This is a genomic window from Pantoea sp. JGM49 (genome assembly GCF_018257655.1).
Classification (GTDB): domain Bacteria; phylum Pseudomonadota; class Gammaproteobacteria; order Enterobacterales; family Enterobacteriaceae; genus Pantoea; species Pantoea communis.
Genome location: NZ_JAERJM010000005.1, coordinates 179,666 through 194,422, shown reverse-complemented (window position 1 = coordinate 194,422; position 14,757 = coordinate 179,666). Strand labels below are relative to the sequence as shown.

The 14,757-nt window shown below is 54.7% G+C and carries 16 protein-coding genes; 9 read left to right on the top strand and 7 right to left on the bottom strand.

All coding sequences use genetic code 11. From position 1 onward, the window contains the following. The first annotated feature begins 97 nt into the window (after positions 1-97). From JK231_RS11225 to JK231_RS11200, 6 genes are all read left to right on the top strand, one after another. A complete protein-coding gene (locus tag JK231_RS11225) occupies positions 98-1,660 on the top strand; it encodes a PRD domain-containing protein (RefSeq protein ID WP_211728558.1) in 1,563 nt (520 codons plus the stop codon). Between the two features lie 18 nt (positions 1,661-1,678). Further along, positions 1,679-2,149, top strand: coding sequence for a fructose PTS transporter subunit IIA (locus JK231_RS11220; protein ID WP_034828413.1), 471 nt, complete (start codon positions 1,679-1,681; stop codon positions 2,147-2,149). 24 nt (positions 2,150-2,173) lie between these two features. Continuing rightward, positions 2,174-2,488: a fructose PTS transporter subunit IIB gene (locus JK231_RS11215; protein ID WP_211728557.1), complete on the top strand. Its 315-nt coding sequence runs from the start codon at positions 2,174-2,176 to the stop codon at positions 2,486-2,488. Positions 2,489-2,499: 11 nt separating this feature from the next. Further along, positions 2,500-3,591 carry a PTS fructose transporter subunit IIC gene (locus JK231_RS11210; RefSeq protein WP_034828408.1) on the top strand — a complete coding sequence of 364 codons (1,092 nt, stop codon included), beginning with the start codon at positions 2,500-2,502 and terminating at the stop codon, positions 3,589-3,591. A gap of 9 nt (positions 3,592-3,600) precedes the next feature. Further along, positions 3,601-4,452: a class II fructose-bisphosphate aldolase gene (locus JK231_RS11205; protein ID WP_211728556.1), complete on the top strand. Its 852-nt coding sequence runs from the start codon at positions 3,601-3,603 to the stop codon at positions 4,450-4,452. Between the two features lie 228 nt (positions 4,453-4,680). Continuing rightward, on the top strand, positions 4,681-5,544 hold the full coding sequence (locus tag JK231_RS11200; RefSeq protein ID WP_034828403.1) for a ketose-bisphosphate aldolase: 864 nt from the start codon (positions 4,681-4,683) through the stop codon (positions 5,542-5,544). Positions 5,545-5,629: 85 nt separating this feature from the next. On the opposite strand, the gene JK231_RS11195 is transcribed toward JK231_RS11200, so the two are convergent. Further along, a complete protein-coding gene (locus JK231_RS11195; RefSeq protein WP_045831819.1) occupies positions 5,630-6,394 on the bottom strand; it encodes a transporter substrate-binding domain-containing protein in 765 nt (254 codons plus the stop codon). Between the two features lie 163 nt (positions 6,395-6,557). Between JK231_RS11195 and JK231_RS11190 the strand changes: the two genes are divergently transcribed. Continuing rightward, the gene (locus tag JK231_RS11190; RefSeq protein ID WP_034828398.1) at positions 6,558-7,139 is read left to right on the top strand and encodes an NAD(P)H-dependent oxidoreductase; all 582 of its coding nucleotides are present in this window, start codon (positions 6,558-6,560) and stop codon (positions 7,137-7,139) included. 31 nt (positions 7,140-7,170) lie between these two features. Next, positions 7,171-7,479 (top strand): putative quinol monooxygenase, encoded by a 309-nt coding sequence (locus JK231_RS11185; RefSeq protein ID WP_034828396.1) that lies wholly within the window; start codon positions 7,171-7,173, stop codon positions 7,477-7,479. A gap of 38 nt (positions 7,480-7,517) precedes the next feature. On the opposite strand, the gene JK231_RS11180 is transcribed toward JK231_RS11185, so the two are convergent. The 6 genes from JK231_RS11180 to nudF form a co-directional block, all read right to left on the bottom strand. Next, positions 7,518-8,417 (bottom strand): LysR substrate-binding domain-containing protein, encoded by a 900-nt coding sequence (locus JK231_RS11180; protein ID WP_211728555.1) that lies wholly within the window; start codon positions 8,415-8,417, stop codon positions 7,518-7,520. A 67-nt stretch (positions 8,418-8,484) separates the two neighbouring features. After that, on the bottom strand, positions 8,485-10,380 hold the full coding sequence (gene parE / locus JK231_RS11175; RefSeq protein WP_160833686.1) for a DNA topoisomerase IV subunit B: 1,896 nt from the start codon (positions 10,378-10,380) through the stop codon (positions 8,485-8,487). A 47-nt stretch (positions 10,381-10,427) separates the two neighbouring features. Next, on the bottom strand, positions 10,428-11,009 hold the full coding sequence (gene yqiA / locus JK231_RS11170) for an esterase YqiA (RefSeq protein WP_058961936.1): 582 nt from the start codon (positions 11,007-11,009) through the stop codon (positions 10,428-10,430). Between the two features lie 3 nt (positions 11,010-11,012). Next, complete coding sequence (gene cpdA / locus JK231_RS11165; protein WP_034828383.1) at positions 11,013-11,840, bottom strand: 3',5'-cyclic-AMP phosphodiesterase; 828 nt, start codon at positions 11,838-11,840, stop codon at positions 11,013-11,015. 37 nt (positions 11,841-11,877) lie between these two features. Further along, positions 11,878-12,303 (bottom strand): DUF1249 family protein, encoded by a 426-nt coding sequence (locus tag JK231_RS11160; RefSeq protein ID WP_034828381.1) that lies wholly within the window; start codon positions 12,301-12,303, stop codon positions 11,878-11,880. Further along, on the bottom strand, positions 12,300-12,935 hold the full coding sequence (gene nudF, locus JK231_RS11155; protein ID WP_058961938.1) for an ADP-ribose diphosphatase: 636 nt from the start codon (positions 12,933-12,935) through the stop codon (positions 12,300-12,302). Before nudF ends, JK231_RS11160 begins: the two co-directional genes overlap by 4 nt. Positions 12,936-13,147: 212 nt before the next feature. Between nudF and tolC the strand changes: the two genes are divergently transcribed. Beyond that, a complete protein-coding gene (gene tolC / locus JK231_RS11150; protein ID WP_160868635.1) occupies positions 13,148-14,620 on the top strand; it encodes an outer membrane channel protein TolC in 1,473 nt (490 codons plus the stop codon). Positions 14,621-14,757 lie beyond the last annotated feature (137 nt).

Here is a 14,757-nt window from a genome sequence, read left to right as displayed (position 1 = left end):
ATAAGACATCAATATTGCGCTCCTGATTTCTGGCATGAAGAAATAGATAACGAGGAAATAATATTAAAAACGCTTTGCCAAAATAAAGGGTGACCGAATGCAAATACTGACTTCGCGACAACACCGTTTAGTCAAACTGCTGTTGCAACATGCTGCACCGCAGCCGATCAGAGAATTAGCCCTACAGTTGGGCGTGTCAGAAAAGACGATTCAGCGCGACTTGCAGTGGCTGGAAAGCTGGCTTGGTAGCTGGTCACTGACGCTGGAGAAAACCCCAGGCCGCGGCGTGCGTTTGCGGGTTGATGATATCCAGCAGCGCCTGCAACTGGAGCAGCAACTCAACGGCGATGAAAGCAGTGCCGATGCGCTGGGGCAAAACAGCCGCCGAGTAAAAATTGCCTCGCAGTTGCTGAGTGACGCCCCGCGTGCGACCTCTATCAGTAAGCTGTCGGAACGCTATTTTATCAGCCACGCCTCGATTGTGAATGACCTGAAAGTGATTGAAGAGTGGCTACAACCGTTGGGTTTGACGCTGCAACGTGGGCCAGGTGGCACCCATATCGAAGGTAACGAACAGGCGCTGCGTCAGGCAATGGTCTCCCTGATCAATGATGTGATGCAGCAAAACGTTGCCGGTACGCCGCTGTTGCCACGTCTCGATCCCGGCAGCCAGCAGGCACTGGTGCATTATTTTGGCGATGAGGATGTGGCTTTTGTGCAGACGCTGCTGCAACAGATGGAGCAGCAACTCAGTTACCCGCTAGGCGATGCCTGGTATCTGAACCTCTGCACCCATATTCTGATCATGATGCATCGGATGGCGCAGGGGAATGCGCTGGCACTGGCCACTCTGGCCACAATGCAGGATCTCGATCAGCGCATATTACTGATTGCCCAGCAAATGGTGACGCAGATTGAACAGCGGATGTGCTGTGCCCTGCCCGCCGATGAAGTGGGTTTTATTTATCAATATATCGTGTCATCCGGCATTGTGGTGGAAGAGCGCGGCGATAATGCGCCGATGCATAATCAATTCTGCACCGCAGAGTCCGTAAAAATAACCTGTGAATTAATTGATCGTTTCGCAGCCTTTATTCAGCAAGATTTAGCGCAGGACCGATTATTATTTGACGGCTTACTGGTGCATATAAAGCCACTATTAAATCGACTCAAATATCATATTCATATTCGCAATCCGCTGCTGGAGGATATTCAGCAGGAAATGAAAGGCATATTTTCGTTAACGCACCAGGCGATGCAATTAACCGCTCGCACTTACGGGCTTTCGCCAGTGGCTGACGACGAAATCGGTTATCTCTGCGTGCATTTCCAGGCCGCGCTGGAGCGGCAAATTGCCCATAAACGCATTCTGGTGGTGTGTTCCAGCGGCGTGGGGACGTCGCATCTGCTGAAAAGCCGCATCCTGCGGGCGTTCCCTGACTGGGAAATTGCGGGTGTGGTCTCTGCCAGCAATCACGCCGCGTTTTGTCAGAACCAGACAGTGGATTTAGTGATCACCACTATCCATCTCAACGCCGGGCCAATCCCAGCAGTGTATGTGAGTGCATTTTTTAACGATGACGATATCCGGCGGGTCACTGACGCCATGATTGGCAGCCAGCTGCCGTACGGCGCGCACTGCGCGTTGGCTGAACATTAATTGAATGAGGTAAAACCCATGGACATTTCCCGCATTCTGACGCCACGCCGCGTTAACCTGGCGCTCACCGCCACCACCAAAGAAGAAGTGATCAACGAACTGACCGATCTGCTGTATCAGGACGGCGCCATCACCGATCGTGCAGCCTTTATTGAAGATGTCTGGCTGCGTGAAGCTGAGGGCTCAACCGGGTTCGAAAACCACGTTGCCATTCCGCACGGCAAGTCTTCCGCCGTCCAACACACCACATTAGCCATTGGTCGTACCCAACAGGATATCCCCTGGGAAACGCTCGATGGCAGCCAGGTGCGCTGCATCATCCTTTTCGCGGTGCGACTGGAAGATCAGAACACCACCCATATTCGCCTGTTGTCGCAGGTGGCCAGCGCGCTGGCCGATGATGAGGTGATAGCCCAACTGCTGGTGGAAAACGACCCCAGCAATATCATCCGGCTGTTTAGCCAGTACGCCGAAACCGACCTCTGTTAATCCCCTAACTTTTTGAGGTGACACATGAATATCGTCTGTGTAGCGGCCTGCACGGCAGGCATCGCGCATACCTATATTGCGCGTGAAAAACTGATCAAAGGCGCTCATGCACTGGGCCACACCATCCACGTTGAAACCCAGGGCACCATCGGCACTGAAACCGCGTTGACGCATGAAGACATCGCTGCCGCTGACGTGGTGATCCTCGCCATTGATGTGAAGATCAACGGTGAAGAACGCTTTCAGGGCAAACCCATTGTACGAGTGAAAACCGAAGTGGTGATCAAGTCACCGGTGAAATTCCTCGAAAAAGTGGCGGATTCACTGGCGCGTGCCTGAGGAGATCCATCATGAACGACAACAAACGTCAGTACGGACAAGAGATCAAAGGCCATCTGCTCACCGGGATATCCTGGATGATCCCGCTGATCGTCGCCGCCGGGATCTGTATCGCGCTCGGCCAGGTGATTGGCGGGCCGGATGTCGGCAAGCAAACCGGCACTATCGCCTGGATGTTGAATCAGATCGGCGGCTGGGGCATGGGCTTGATCGTGCCGCTGATCAGCGCGGCCATCGCCTACTCCATCGCCGATCGTCCCGGCTTTGCGCCCGGTTTGATCGTCGGTTTTATCTGCGGGCAGATCGGCACCGGTTTTATCGGCGGTATGCTCGGCGGCTTCCTGGTGGGTTACACGGTATTGCTGTTGCGCCGCACCATTAAGCTGCCGCAGTCAATGCAGGGGTTGATGCCGATTATGGTGCTGCCGGTGTTGAGCACCATCATCGCCGGTCTGTTGATGATGACCTTTATTGGCCAGCCGATTGTCTGGCTGCAGAAGGCGCTGATTCATCTGCTGGAATCGATGCAGGGCGGATCGAAGTTTGTGCTGGGTGCGGTGCTGGGTGCGATGGCGACTTTTGACTTCGGCGGCCCCATCAACAAAACCATGTCGCTGTTCGCCGACGGCATGCTGGTCGACGGGATTTATGGCCCGGAAGCAGTGAAGTTTGTCGGCTCAATGATTCCGCCGTTTGGCATCACGCTGTCGTATCTGCTGACGCGCCATAAGTACACCAAAGCGGAGAAAGAGGCGCTGAAAGCCGCCTTCCCGATGGGTATCTGCATGATCACCGAAGGGGTGATTCCGATTGCGGCGCGTGACCTGCTGCGTGTGGTCGGCAGCTGCGTGGTGGCCTCTGCCATCGCCGGTGGGCTGATTATGGTGTGGGGCGTGGAAGCACCGGTGCCGCACGGCGGCATGTTTGTGGTGCCGCTGTTCACCAAACCGCTGATGTTCTGTCTGGCGCTGGGCATCGGCACCGTGGTGTGTGGCGTGATGCTGTCGCTAATGAAGAAGCCAGTGACGCAGGCAGATGAAGAGTTCGATGACGTGGAAGCCCCTGGCGTCCGCGACGAAGAGATCAAATTCACACTGGAATAAGGAGCCACCATGTTTGCCATGATGAATGACCTGATTCAGGCCGCCGCTAAGCAGCAATATGCCGTGCTGGCGATAAACTGCTTCAACCTTGAAACCGCGCGGGCGGCGATTCAGGCCGCCGAACAGCAGCGTGCACCGCTGATATTGAATGTCTATCAGGGTCACAGCACACACTTCCCACCCGCCGTGGCGGTGCCGCTGGTGCAGGCGCTGGCGAAAGACGCCACGGTACCGATTGCGCTGGCGCTGGACCACGGCAAGGCCTTTCCGCTGATTGGTCAGGCGTTTCGCGCCGGCTTTACCGGCCTGATGATCGATGCCTCTGCCGATCCGCTGGCCGAAAATATTCGCCAGACCGCAGCGGTAGTGAAGATGGCGCACACCGCTGGCGTTTGCGTCGAAGGCGAGCTGGGGCATATCGCCGATGCGCCGACCTACGAGTTAGCCGATGCCTCCGTGAAGATGACGCAGGTTGCTGACGTGCTGCCGTTTATTGAGCAAACTGATATCGATTTGCTGGCGATTTCGGTGGGCACTGCGCACGGGCTGTATCCAGCGGGCGTGAAGCCGAAGATTGATTTCCAGCGCTTGCAGGAGCTGCATGCGGTCTCAACACGCCCATTGGCACTGCATGGTGGTTCGGGCACATCCGCCGAGGATATTCGCCGCGTTAGTCAGCATGGTGTGGCGAAGATTAACGTCGGTGCCGCCGTGTTTGATGCCGGTAAAAACGCGGTTGAGCAGGCGCTGAAACAGCATCCGCACGCGGAACTGGCCGATCTGCTTGGGCTGATGGAATCCGCCTGCCGTGAAGTGGTGATTGAGTATCTGAGCTGGTCGGGATCGGCTGGCAAAGCGTAGTGCTCGGGCGCGCTCACCCTAAATGCATAGCGCTGAAACGAACGCACGTGATTTGACGCATTTATACGCACCTGAAAAGCCGCTTCGGTCATCGTGATTTAAAGCAGCGGCAAGATACCGCGCGATACGTCGTGCAGCAACAGGATGCAGAAGCATTTCCCTTTTTATCCATCATCGGGTCGGCGCACGCGTCGGCTCTGGTAAAACTCACGTTGAGGAAATATTAACATGTTGATTTCAATGAAAGAGATGTTGGCACCGACTCGTGAACACCGCTACGCCATCGGCGCATTTAACGTAGCAGACAGCTGCTTTATCCGTGCCGTGGTGGAGGAAGCCGAAGCCACTAACACCCCGGCGATCATCTCGATTCACCCGAGTGAGCTGGAGTTTGTGACCGATGAATTCTTTGGCTATGTGCGGGAACGCACGCTGAAGAGCAAAGTGCCCTTCACCATTCATCTCGACCACGGTGCATCGATTGCGCAGGTGCTGCGCGCCATCCAATGTGGATTTACGTCAGTGATGATTGATGGATCACTGCTGCCGTACGAAGAGAACGTGGCGCTGACCAAAGAGGTGGTGAAGCTGGCGCATTCGGTGGGCGTGTCGGTAGAAGGTGAACTCGGCACCATTGGCGATACCGGCACCACCGTGGAAGGTGGCGTTAGCAAAGTGATCTATACCGAACCGGCGCAGGCAGAAGATTTTATCCAGCGCACCGGCGTCGATACTCTGGCAGTGGCAATTGGCACCGCGCACGGTATCTATCCAAAAGATATGAAGCCGGAACTGCAGATGCATATTCTGAAGGATATTGCCCAACGCACCGATATTCCGCTGGTGCTGCACGGGGGGTCTGCTAACCCAGATGCGGAGATTGCTGAGGCGGTGACCCTCGGCGTGGGCAAAATCAATATTTCCAGCGATATGAAGTACGCCTACTTCGCTAAACTGCGCGAAATTCTGGCGCGTGAAACCTGGTGGGATCCCAATGTGATTTATCCGGAAGCGATTACCGCCGCCAAAGCAGTGATTCGCTACAAGATGAATCTGTTTGGTGGATTGGGTAAAGCGAGTTTGTATCGCTGAGTGCTCGAATGGGGCCACGTTGCCCCTTTTGAGCCACGCAATAATCGCGCCGCTCCAGTAGCGGCGCGATGCATCAGGCATGAGTTTACTTAATCACACCCAGCCACTGCGAGGCGATCTGCGCATATTCGCCGGTGGCGGTGCTGAGATGTAGCCACTGATCGACATACAGTTTCCAGCTCATATCATCACGCGGAATCATGTAGGCTTTTTCACCATACTGCATCGGCTTATCCGGATTGATGGCGCACAGCGTCGGGTAGTGCTTCATCTGGAACAATGCTTCGGACGCATCCGTAATCATCACATCGGCTTTCTTATCCACCAGCTGCTGGAAAATACCGACGTTATCGGCCAGTTGCAGCGTCGACTGCGGTAAGTGGCTGTGCACAAAGGCTTCATTAGTGCCGCCAGCAGGTTCAATCACCCGCACGCTCGGCTTGTTGATCTGCGCGACGGTTTGGTATTTGTCTTTATCATCACAGCGCACCAGCGGGATTTTGCCATCCACACCCAGCGGCTCGGCAAACCAGGCAATCTGCTGGCGTTTTAAGGTAACGGACACGCCACCCAGCGCGATATCACACTGCTTCGCCACGAAATCGTCACTCATGGTTTTCCAGGTGGTCGGCACCCACTGCACTTTGGCGCCCAGACTTGCCGCCAGTGACTGCGCCATGCTGATATCCAGCCCTTCATACTGCCCATCGCTGCGCAGATAGCTGTAAGGCTTGTAGTCTCCCGTGGTACAGACTTTCAGGGTTTTACTGCTACGAATCTCGTCGAGGTGGGATTGCGCCGACGCAGCGCCACTCACCAGAAGTAATGCACTCAGTATCGCGGTTTTCATGGTTTCTTCTTTTTTATGTTGATGTTGGTTTGCGCGCGGATTGTTGCATAGCCCTGCGCATTGTTGCTTTATTAGCAAAAGTCTTGTGATCAATCACGCATTTTTTTGCTTCGCCTGCGCGCGTACAGTGTGCGCCATCAACGGGAAACGGAGCGAATCATCCATGAGCAATATTTTAATCATCGACGGCGGTAAAACTTTTGCCCACTCGAAAGGCGAACTGAATCACACCCTCACTGACGTGGCAGCCAGCCAGCTGCGCGATCTGGGCCATAACGTAGTTGTCACCCTTGCAGACAGCGATTACAACGTGGCAGAAGAAGTGCAGAAATATCTCGACAGCGATGTGGTGATTTATCAGATGCCTGGCTGGTGGATGGGCGAGCCGTGGACGGTGAAAAAATACATTGATGACGTGTTCACAGAAGGCCACGGTTCACTGTATGCCAGTGATGGTCGTACGCGCAGCGATGCGGGCAAAAAGTACGGTTCAGGCGGTCTGATTCAGGGCAAAAAATACATGCTATCGCTGACGTGGAACGCACCGCTGGAAGCGTTTAATGATCCTGAGCAGTTCTTCGAAGGCGTGGGCGTGGACGGTCTCTATCTGCACTTCCACAAAGCCAACCAGTTCCTTGGCATGGAAGGTTTACCGACCTTTATCTGTAACGATGTGATCAAGATGCCGGACGTGCCGCGCGATATCGAACGTTATCGGACTCATCTCAGCCAGATCTTTGCTTAACTGTAAGCACACCGGGAAAAGAGGAAGCGCTATGTTAACCGTCGTTGCAGAAATTTGCGTCAAGCCAGGCCGCCGTCATGTGGTGCTGGAAGCCATCAATAAACTGATCCCCACCGTGCTGGAAGAAGAGGGTTGCCATCAGTATGACGCGCTGGTTGACCATCAGGCGCAGGTGCCGTGGAAGCAGAATTCACCAGATTCCATTTTCATGCTGGAGCAGTGGGAATCGCTGCGCCATCTTGAGCAGCATCAGCAAATGCCGCATATGGATGCGCATCGCGCCACGATTAAAGACGATGTGGTGGATGTGAAGATCCTGGTATTAGAGCCGGTTCGTTAATCGTCTAAGCCTCTGCCTCTGCCTGTGCAGGGGCTTTTTTATAGCAGGCGATCTTGTTCTATCTTCTCGCGCAGAAAATCGAGAAAACAGGTAATGCGCGAGGTCAGAGATTGATTACGGTAATACACGGCGTGAATCGGCAGGCGCCATTCGCGCGTTTCCTGCTCCAGCACCTGCACTAAATCGCCCCGCTCGCGATCTTTACGGCTGACAAAATCAGACAGGCGCGCAATGCCCTGTCCTGCTAACGCCAGCTGACACAACGTCTCGCCACTGGAAGCCGACAGCGTGGGCTTAATCTGCAAAAACTCACCCTCACTTTGCCAAACAGGCCAGACATTGTGTGCATCCAACTGACTGAAGCCGAGCAGCTGATGAGCTGCTAACGCCTCAACTGATTCCGGGCTGCCATACTGCTGCAGGTAAGCCGGGCTCGCCACTAAACGCGTGGCGCTGCTGCCCAGCACGCGGGCACGCAGCGTAGAATCACGCAACTCCCCGACGCGAATCGCGATATCGGTCTGCTGCTCCAGCAAATCGATCATGATGTCGTCGGTATTCAACTCCAGCTGAATCAGCGGGTAACGCTGTCGAAATTCCGCCACCAGCGGCACGATCACGTGCAGCATAAAGGGGGCGTTGGCATTGATGCGCAATCTGCCTGAAGGAATGTCTCGGCGCTGGGCGATCTGCTCTTCTGCCAGTTCTACCGACGAAAGGATCTGGCGCGCATGATCGAGGAAGATCAAGCCTTCCTCGGTAAGCGCGAGACGCCGCGTGGTGCGGTGCATTAGCGTGGTTTGTAATTTGCTTTCCAGCCGACTCAACGCCCGGCTGATACCAGAACTGGTTTGATCGAGCTGCTCGGCCGCCGCTGTGATTGAGCCGGTATCCACCACCGCCACCCAGGCGCGTAGCTCTTCCAGTGTGATTTTCACGTTCCTTTCCCCGGTAAAAATGTTTGGCTTGCCCAAATAACAAGGGACGCCGCAGCGTCCCAGGTCATCAAGCTTCCAGGTCGGCGAGGTCGCCTTTTTCCTGTAGCCAGTTACGGCGATCTTCAGAACGCTTTTTCGCCAGCAGCATGTCCATCACGCGCAGCGTCTGCTCGACATCATCATCGCTGACTGTCAGCTGCACCAGACGACGGGTGTTCGGGTCGAGCGTGGTTTCACGCAGCTGCAGCGGGTTCATCTCACCCAGACCTTTGAAGCGCTGTACGTTCGGTTTGCCCTTCTTGCGCTTCAGCTGCTCTAGCACGCCCTCTTTCTCGTCTTCATCCAACGCGTAAAAGACTTCTTTGCCGAGATCGATGCGATACAGCGGTGGCATGGCGACATAAACATGGCCATGTTGCACCAGCGAGCGGAAGTGCTTCACAAACAGCGCACACAACAAGGTGGCGATGTGTAAGCCATCGGAGTCCGCATCCGCAAGGATACAGATCTTGCCGTAACGCAGTTGGCTCAGATCTTCACTGTCGGGATCGATACCGATCGCCACAGAAATATCATGAACTTCCTGCGAGGCCAGCACTTCGTCCGATGAGACTTCCCAGGTGTTCAGGATCTTACCTTTAAGCGGCATGATCGCCTGATAATCACGATCGCGCGCCTGCTTGGCCGATCCACCTGCGGAGTCCCCTTCCACCAGGAAGAGTTCGGTGCGATTCAGATCCTGTGCACTACAGTCTGCCAGTTTGCCCGGCAGTGCGGGTCCGCTGGTGAGCTTTTTACGCACCACTTTCTTGGCCGCGCGCATACGACGCTGAGCACTGGAGATCGCCAGTTCGGCCAGCATTTCGGCGGCTTGCACGTTCTGGTTCAACCACAAGCTGAAAGCATCTTTCACGATAGCCGAGACAAATGCCGCGCACTGACGCGAAGAGAGACGCTCTTTGGTTTGACCGGCGAACTGTGGATCCTGCATTTTGACCGACAGCACGTAGGCGCAGCGATCCCAAATATCTTCCGCAGACAGTTTTACGCCGCGTGGCAGGATATTGCGGAACTCGCAGAACTCACGCATCGCATCCAGCAAGCCCTGACGCAGACCGTTGACGTGCGTCCCGCCTTGCATAGTGGGAATCAGGTTGACGTAGCTTTCGGTCAGCAGTTCGCCGCCTTCTGGCAGCCATAGTAACGCCCAATCCACCGCTTCCACATCACCCGCGAAGCTGCCGACAAAGGGTTTTTCCGGCAAGGTAGGGAGGCCGTTGACTGCTTCTGATAAGTAATCAGAGAGGCCGCCATGATAGAGCCATGTCTGCTCGGTATCATTGACCTTGTCTTTGAACACGATCTCCACGCCCGGACAGAGCACCGCTTTGGCTTTCAACACATGCGTCAGGCGCGACACCGAGAAGCGTGGACTGTCGAAGAAACTCTCATCCGGCCAGAAATGCACGCGCGTGCCAGTGTTACGTTTGCCGACCGTGCCGGTCACCGTCAGATCCTGCACTTTATCGCCATTTTCGAAGGCAATATCGTAGATCTCGCCATTGCGGCGCACGGTGACTTCTACGCGTTTTGACAGGGCGTTGACCACCGAAATCCCCACGCCGTGCAAGCCGCCGGAGAACTGGTAGTTTTTGTTGGAGAATTTACCGCCCGCATGCAGACGGCAAAGAATCAGCTCAACCGCTGGCACACCCTCTTCCGGATGGATATCTACCGGCATGCCGCGACCGTCATCGATCACTTCCAGCGACTGATCCGCATGCAGGATCACTTCCACGCGTTTGGCGTGACCCGCCAGCGCCTCATCGACACTGTTATCGATCACTTCCTGGCCCAGATGGTTTGGGCGCGTGGTATCGGTGTACATCCCCGGACGACGACGCACCGGTTCAAGGCCGGTTAAGACCTCAATGGCATCGGCATTATAACTTGATTGGCTCATCGTAACTGTCTGATTAGCAATAGGAATAGGGGTCCATCTCGCAGCAATCAGGGAGCATTTAATCCCAGAAAATCAATGATCTGCGCAAAATGGCGTTCGAATCCGATATAAGCATGATTGCCACCCTCTTCGACCGTTTGGCGGCACGCGCTGTAGTATTCCAGCGCCTGGCGGTAATCGAGTACTTCATCGCCGGTCTGTTGCAGCAGCCAGAGTAAATCGGGCGCTTCGAGAGGGTCAATCTGCATGACTTTCAGATCGTAAATGTGGCGTGACTCTAACACATATTGCTGGCCGGTGTAGGGATTACGGTTCTCGCCGAGATAATCCACCAGCAGCTCAAACGGGCGCACCGCTGGATTGACCACCACCGCCGGCAGCATAAAGCATTGCGAGAGCCAGGTCGCGAAGTAGCCCCCGAGCGACGATCCCACCAGGCCAAGTGGCTCACCGGCATACTGCATCACCAGCTCTTCCAGCATGCTGGCGGCTTCGGCGGGGAACGTGGGCAGCTGCGGCACCAGAACATTAATGTGCGGATGATGTTGCGCTACCCACTGCTGCAGTTGTGTGGCTTTGGCCGATTGCGGAGAGCTGTTGAATCCATGCAGATAGATCAGCGCCGCCATCGCTTAGTAGCCCTCGGAATCGAGATCGGGACGGAACAGATCGCTTTGCAGACGATTCACTTCGGTTTCCAGTACGCCATCTGCCTTCAGGGTTAACCAGCGCCAACCTGGCGCGACGTTATCGATGGTGAAGTTGGTGCAATGCGGTTTGAACTGCACGCAGGTCGAAGGAGAAGCCAGCACGCGACGACCATGCCAGTCGAGATCTAATTCCTGATGAATGTGGCCACACACCAGATTACGCGCACGCGGGAAGTGTTGCAGCACCGCTTCTAATTGATGGGGATTGCGCAAGCTATGCTGATCCAGCCAGGTACAGCCGGAAGCGAGCGGATGATGGTGCAGCAGCACCAGCGTATGGCGCTCAGGATGCAGGCGCAGCGCCTTGTCGAGCCACTCGAGTTGGTACTCGCTTAACATGCCATGCGGCACACCAAAGACCTGACTATCCAGCAGCACCAACTGCCAGTGCTCACCCAACAGCACATGTTTATCGGAAGCGATTCCGGCATCGGCAAGTGTATTGACCATCGCGGGCTGAAAATCGTGATTCCCCGGCAGCCAGACACACGGCTTTGGCAGGCGTGAAATGCCCGCTACAAAGTGTTGATAAGCTTCGACGGTGTGATCCTGGGCGAGATCGCCGGTGGCGATAATCAAATCATAATCGCGCTGTTGTGCCATGATGGCGTCCAGCACCGCATCAAAACTCGACCAGGTATTTACCCCAAGCAGCGATTGATGTTTTCCTGCAAAAAGATGGGTGTCCGTGATTTGTAAAATCCTGATATCGGCCCCATTTGCCGCAGGAAGAGTAAGCAGGCTATCCAAAGCGTTTCCTTTCTCTCCACGCCATAGTTGTATGCTATCAGCAGACCGGCACTGCTACAGCACCGTGCGCCAGACAATAGCGCAACCAATCTGCAAGAAACTGGTTAATCTGATGTTTTTCATCGCGCTGATGCAGTTTTTTATTAGGATAATCATAGCGCGCTTTGAAGCGATAGATCTGCTGAGTGGAACACACTTCAGCGACCATCGCATCATGGTACAGCCGAACGGACATGGATGGCAGGCTCCAGTAACTTACTGCCGGGGCCACCTGGCGAATCTCCACCAGCGTGGTATAACGCGTCGACTCTTGAATAGTCAGCTGATAACGGGCGCCGCTCACCTGATAGATCACCGACGCGCCTGCCTCGTCATCACGCGGCAGCAGGCGACGCAGTTGGGCGAAATTGGTTTCGCACAATCGCATCATTTCGGGAAAGTCAGGGGTATAGCGCTGTTTCATTTTAGCTTCCACTCTTGTCGTAGTTTTTCATGGTGCAACGCCAGCCATTGCAGGGCGATGACAGATGCCGCGTTATCAATAATCCCCTCTTCCACCCAGCGATAAGCCTGTTCGCGGCTCACCACATGGACAAGAATATCCTCATTCTCTTCCTCCAGCCCGTGATTTCCCTCTGCCAGGCTGGCATCCACTTCGCCCACCAGCACCGACAAACGTTCAGACGTTCCGCCTGGGCTGGCTAAGTAATTCACTATCGGTTTCACACGCCCGACCTTGAGGCCTGCTTCTTCTCCGGCTTCGCGACGCGCCACATCTTCCGGCGTTTCACCGGGTTCAATGATACCGGCCACCATTTCCAGCAGCCAGGGCGTTGGGCTGGAATCATAAGCCGGGATGCGAATCTGTTCGATTAGCACCACTTCGTCGCGTAAGGGATCATAGGGTAGCAGCACGGCGGCGTGTCCGCGCTCAAAAACTTCGCGTACCACCTCACCGCTCATCTCGCCATTAAAGCGGCGATGGCGGAAACGGTAGCTAATAATGGAAAAAAAACCATCGTAGCGTGTATCGCGTGCAATAATTTCTACATCGTTTTTTGTGAAAGTCACAGGGGATTTTTTTTCACCCGCCATCATCTGGTTCCTTATGCAGATTGGGATGGAGCGAAGAAAAGCCAACCCTTGTGCTCCGTCCGAGTGGTTCTTTCTGAATTATTTACGTAAATTAGGGGAAGAAGGCACGTTCAGCCAACTTATCTCTGACGCCGCCTCTGTAGAATCGGCGATTATTTTTTGGCTTACCTGCAGCACTACCAGTGCAATTTGCTGCAACAAAAGGAATGCAAATGAAAAAACTGCTCCCACTTTTTATTGGGTTGAGCCTGGGCGGATTTAGCCTTGCCAGCCAGGCAGAGAACCTGTTGCAGGTTTACCAGCAGGCGCGCCTTAGCAACCCGGATCTGCGTGCTTCAGCCGCTGACCGTGATGCAGCCTTTGAGAAAATTAACGAAGCGCGTAGCCCTTTATTGCCACAGCTCGGTCTGGGCGCAGATTATACCTATAACAACGGTTACCGTGACAGCAGCGGTCTTCATTCCAACACGACCAGCGCTTCTCTGCAATTAACACAAACCATTTTCGATATGTCGAAATGGCGTGCGCTGTCGCTGCAGGAAAAAACCGCCGGGATTCAGGATGTGACTTATCAGGTTGCACAGCAGGATCTGATTCTGAATACCGCAACGGCGTATTTCAACGTGTTGAAGGCGATTGATACCCTTTCTTACACAGAAGCGCAGAAACAGTCGATCTACCGCGAATTGGATCAAACCACCCAACGCTTTAACGTGGGTCTGGTGGCGATCACTGACGTGCAGAACGCCCGTGCGCAGTACGACAGCGTGCTGGCCAGCGAAGTGACCGCGCGTAACAACCTTGATAACGCGGTGGAATCGCTGCGTCAGATTACCGGTATGGATTATCTGGCACTGGCTTCACTGAATATCGATCGTTTCAAAACTGCACGCCCGGATGCCGTTGCTTCCTTGCTGAAGCAGGCTGAAAGCCGCAATCTCAGCCTGTTATCTGCACGTTTGAGCCAGGACCTGGCGCGCGAGCAAATTCGCTCTGCAGAATCTGGTCATATGCCAACGCTGGATCTGACTGCCTCTACTGGTGTGTCTAACAGCAAATATGGCGGCAGCCGTGCTAACCAGAGTTCTGGCACCACTGACTCCATCACGGGTTCCAACCAGGTTGGCCTGAGCTTCTCCCTGCCGCTGTACAGCGGTGGTTCGGTGACCTCGCAGGTGAAACAAGCGCAGTACAACTTTGTTGCCGCCAGCGAACAGCTGGAAGGCGCACATCGTAGTGCGATCCAGACCGTGCGTTCTTCGTTCAACAACGTCAACGCGTCGATCAGCAGCATCGATGCTTACAAACAGGCCGTTGTGTCTGCTCAGAGCTCATTGGATGCGATGGAAGCCGGTTATCAGGTGGGTACCCGTACCATCGTTGATGTGCTGGATGCGACCACAACCCTGTTCAACTCTAAACAGCAACTTTCTGATGCGCGTTACAGCTACCTGATTAACCAGCTGAACATCAAATATGCGCTGGGTACGTTGAATGAGCAGGACCTGCAGCAGCTGAACAGCACGCTGGGCAAGGAAATCACCACCGCACCTGAAGTGGTGGCACCGGAAAACAGCCAGCAGGCTTCACGTGTCGATAATGGTCCGAAAACTTCGGCACCTTCAGCCGCCGCGAAAGCGCGCCCGGCTGCCGCGCACAGCAGCGGAAATCCTTTCGGTAATTAATCCCTTAAGGGGCCGCTTGCGGCCCCTTTCGCATTCAAACGTATAACAACGTAAAGATCCCCCAGCCATCCGGCTTCTCGCTTCATTTTCCACCACTCATCACCTATCCTAAGCCCCACCTTTGGGCACAGGATGAA

Excerpts from the sequence above, each read along its gene's own strand:
- JK231_RS11205 (WP_211728556.1), top strand. The coding sequence starts at position 3,601 with ATGTTTGCCATGATGAATGACCTGATTCAGGCCGCCGCTAAGCAGCAA.
- JK231_RS11220 (WP_034828413.1), top strand. The coding sequence starts at position 1,679 with ATGGACATTTCCCGCATTCTGACGCCACGCCGCGTTAACCTGGCGCTC.
- tolC (WP_160868635.1), top strand. The coding sequence starts at position 13,148 with ATGAAAAAACTGCTCCCACTTTTTATTGGGTTGAGCCTGGGCGGATTT.
- nudF (WP_058961938.1), bottom strand. The coding sequence starts at position 12,935 with ATGGCGGGTGAAAAAAAATCCCCTGTGACTTTCACAAAAAACGATGTA.
- JK231_RS11190 (WP_034828398.1), top strand. The coding sequence starts at position 6,558 with ATGAGCAATATTTTAATCATCGACGGCGGTAAAACTTTTGCCCACTCG.
- JK231_RS11160 (WP_034828381.1), bottom strand. The coding sequence starts at position 12,303 with ATGAAACAGCGCTATACCCCTGACTTTCCCGAAATGATGCGATTGTGC.
- JK231_RS11210 (WP_034828408.1), top strand. The coding sequence starts at position 2,500 with ATGAACGACAACAAACGTCAGTACGGACAAGAGATCAAAGGCCATCTG.
- JK231_RS11200 (WP_034828403.1), top strand. The coding sequence starts at position 4,681 with ATGTTGATTTCAATGAAAGAGATGTTGGCACCGACTCGTGAACACCGC.
- JK231_RS11215 (WP_211728557.1), top strand. The coding sequence starts at position 2,174 with ATGAATATCGTCTGTGTAGCGGCCTGCACGGCAGGCATCGCGCATACC.
- JK231_RS11225 (WP_211728558.1), top strand. The coding sequence starts at position 98 with ATGCAAATACTGACTTCGCGACAACACCGTTTAGTCAAACTGCTGTTG.
- yqiA (WP_058961936.1), bottom strand. The coding sequence starts at position 11,009 with ATGGCGGCGCTGATCTATCTGCATGGATTCAACAGCTCTCCGCAATCG.
- JK231_RS11195 (WP_045831819.1), bottom strand. The coding sequence starts at position 6,394 with ATGAAAACCGCGATACTGAGTGCATTACTTCTGGTGAGTGGCGCTGCG.
- JK231_RS11185 (WP_034828396.1), top strand. The coding sequence starts at position 7,171 with ATGTTAACCGTCGTTGCAGAAATTTGCGTCAAGCCAGGCCGCCGTCAT.
- parE (WP_160833686.1), bottom strand. The coding sequence starts at position 10,380 with ATGAGCCAATCAAGTTATAATGCCGATGCCATTGAGGTCTTAACCGGC.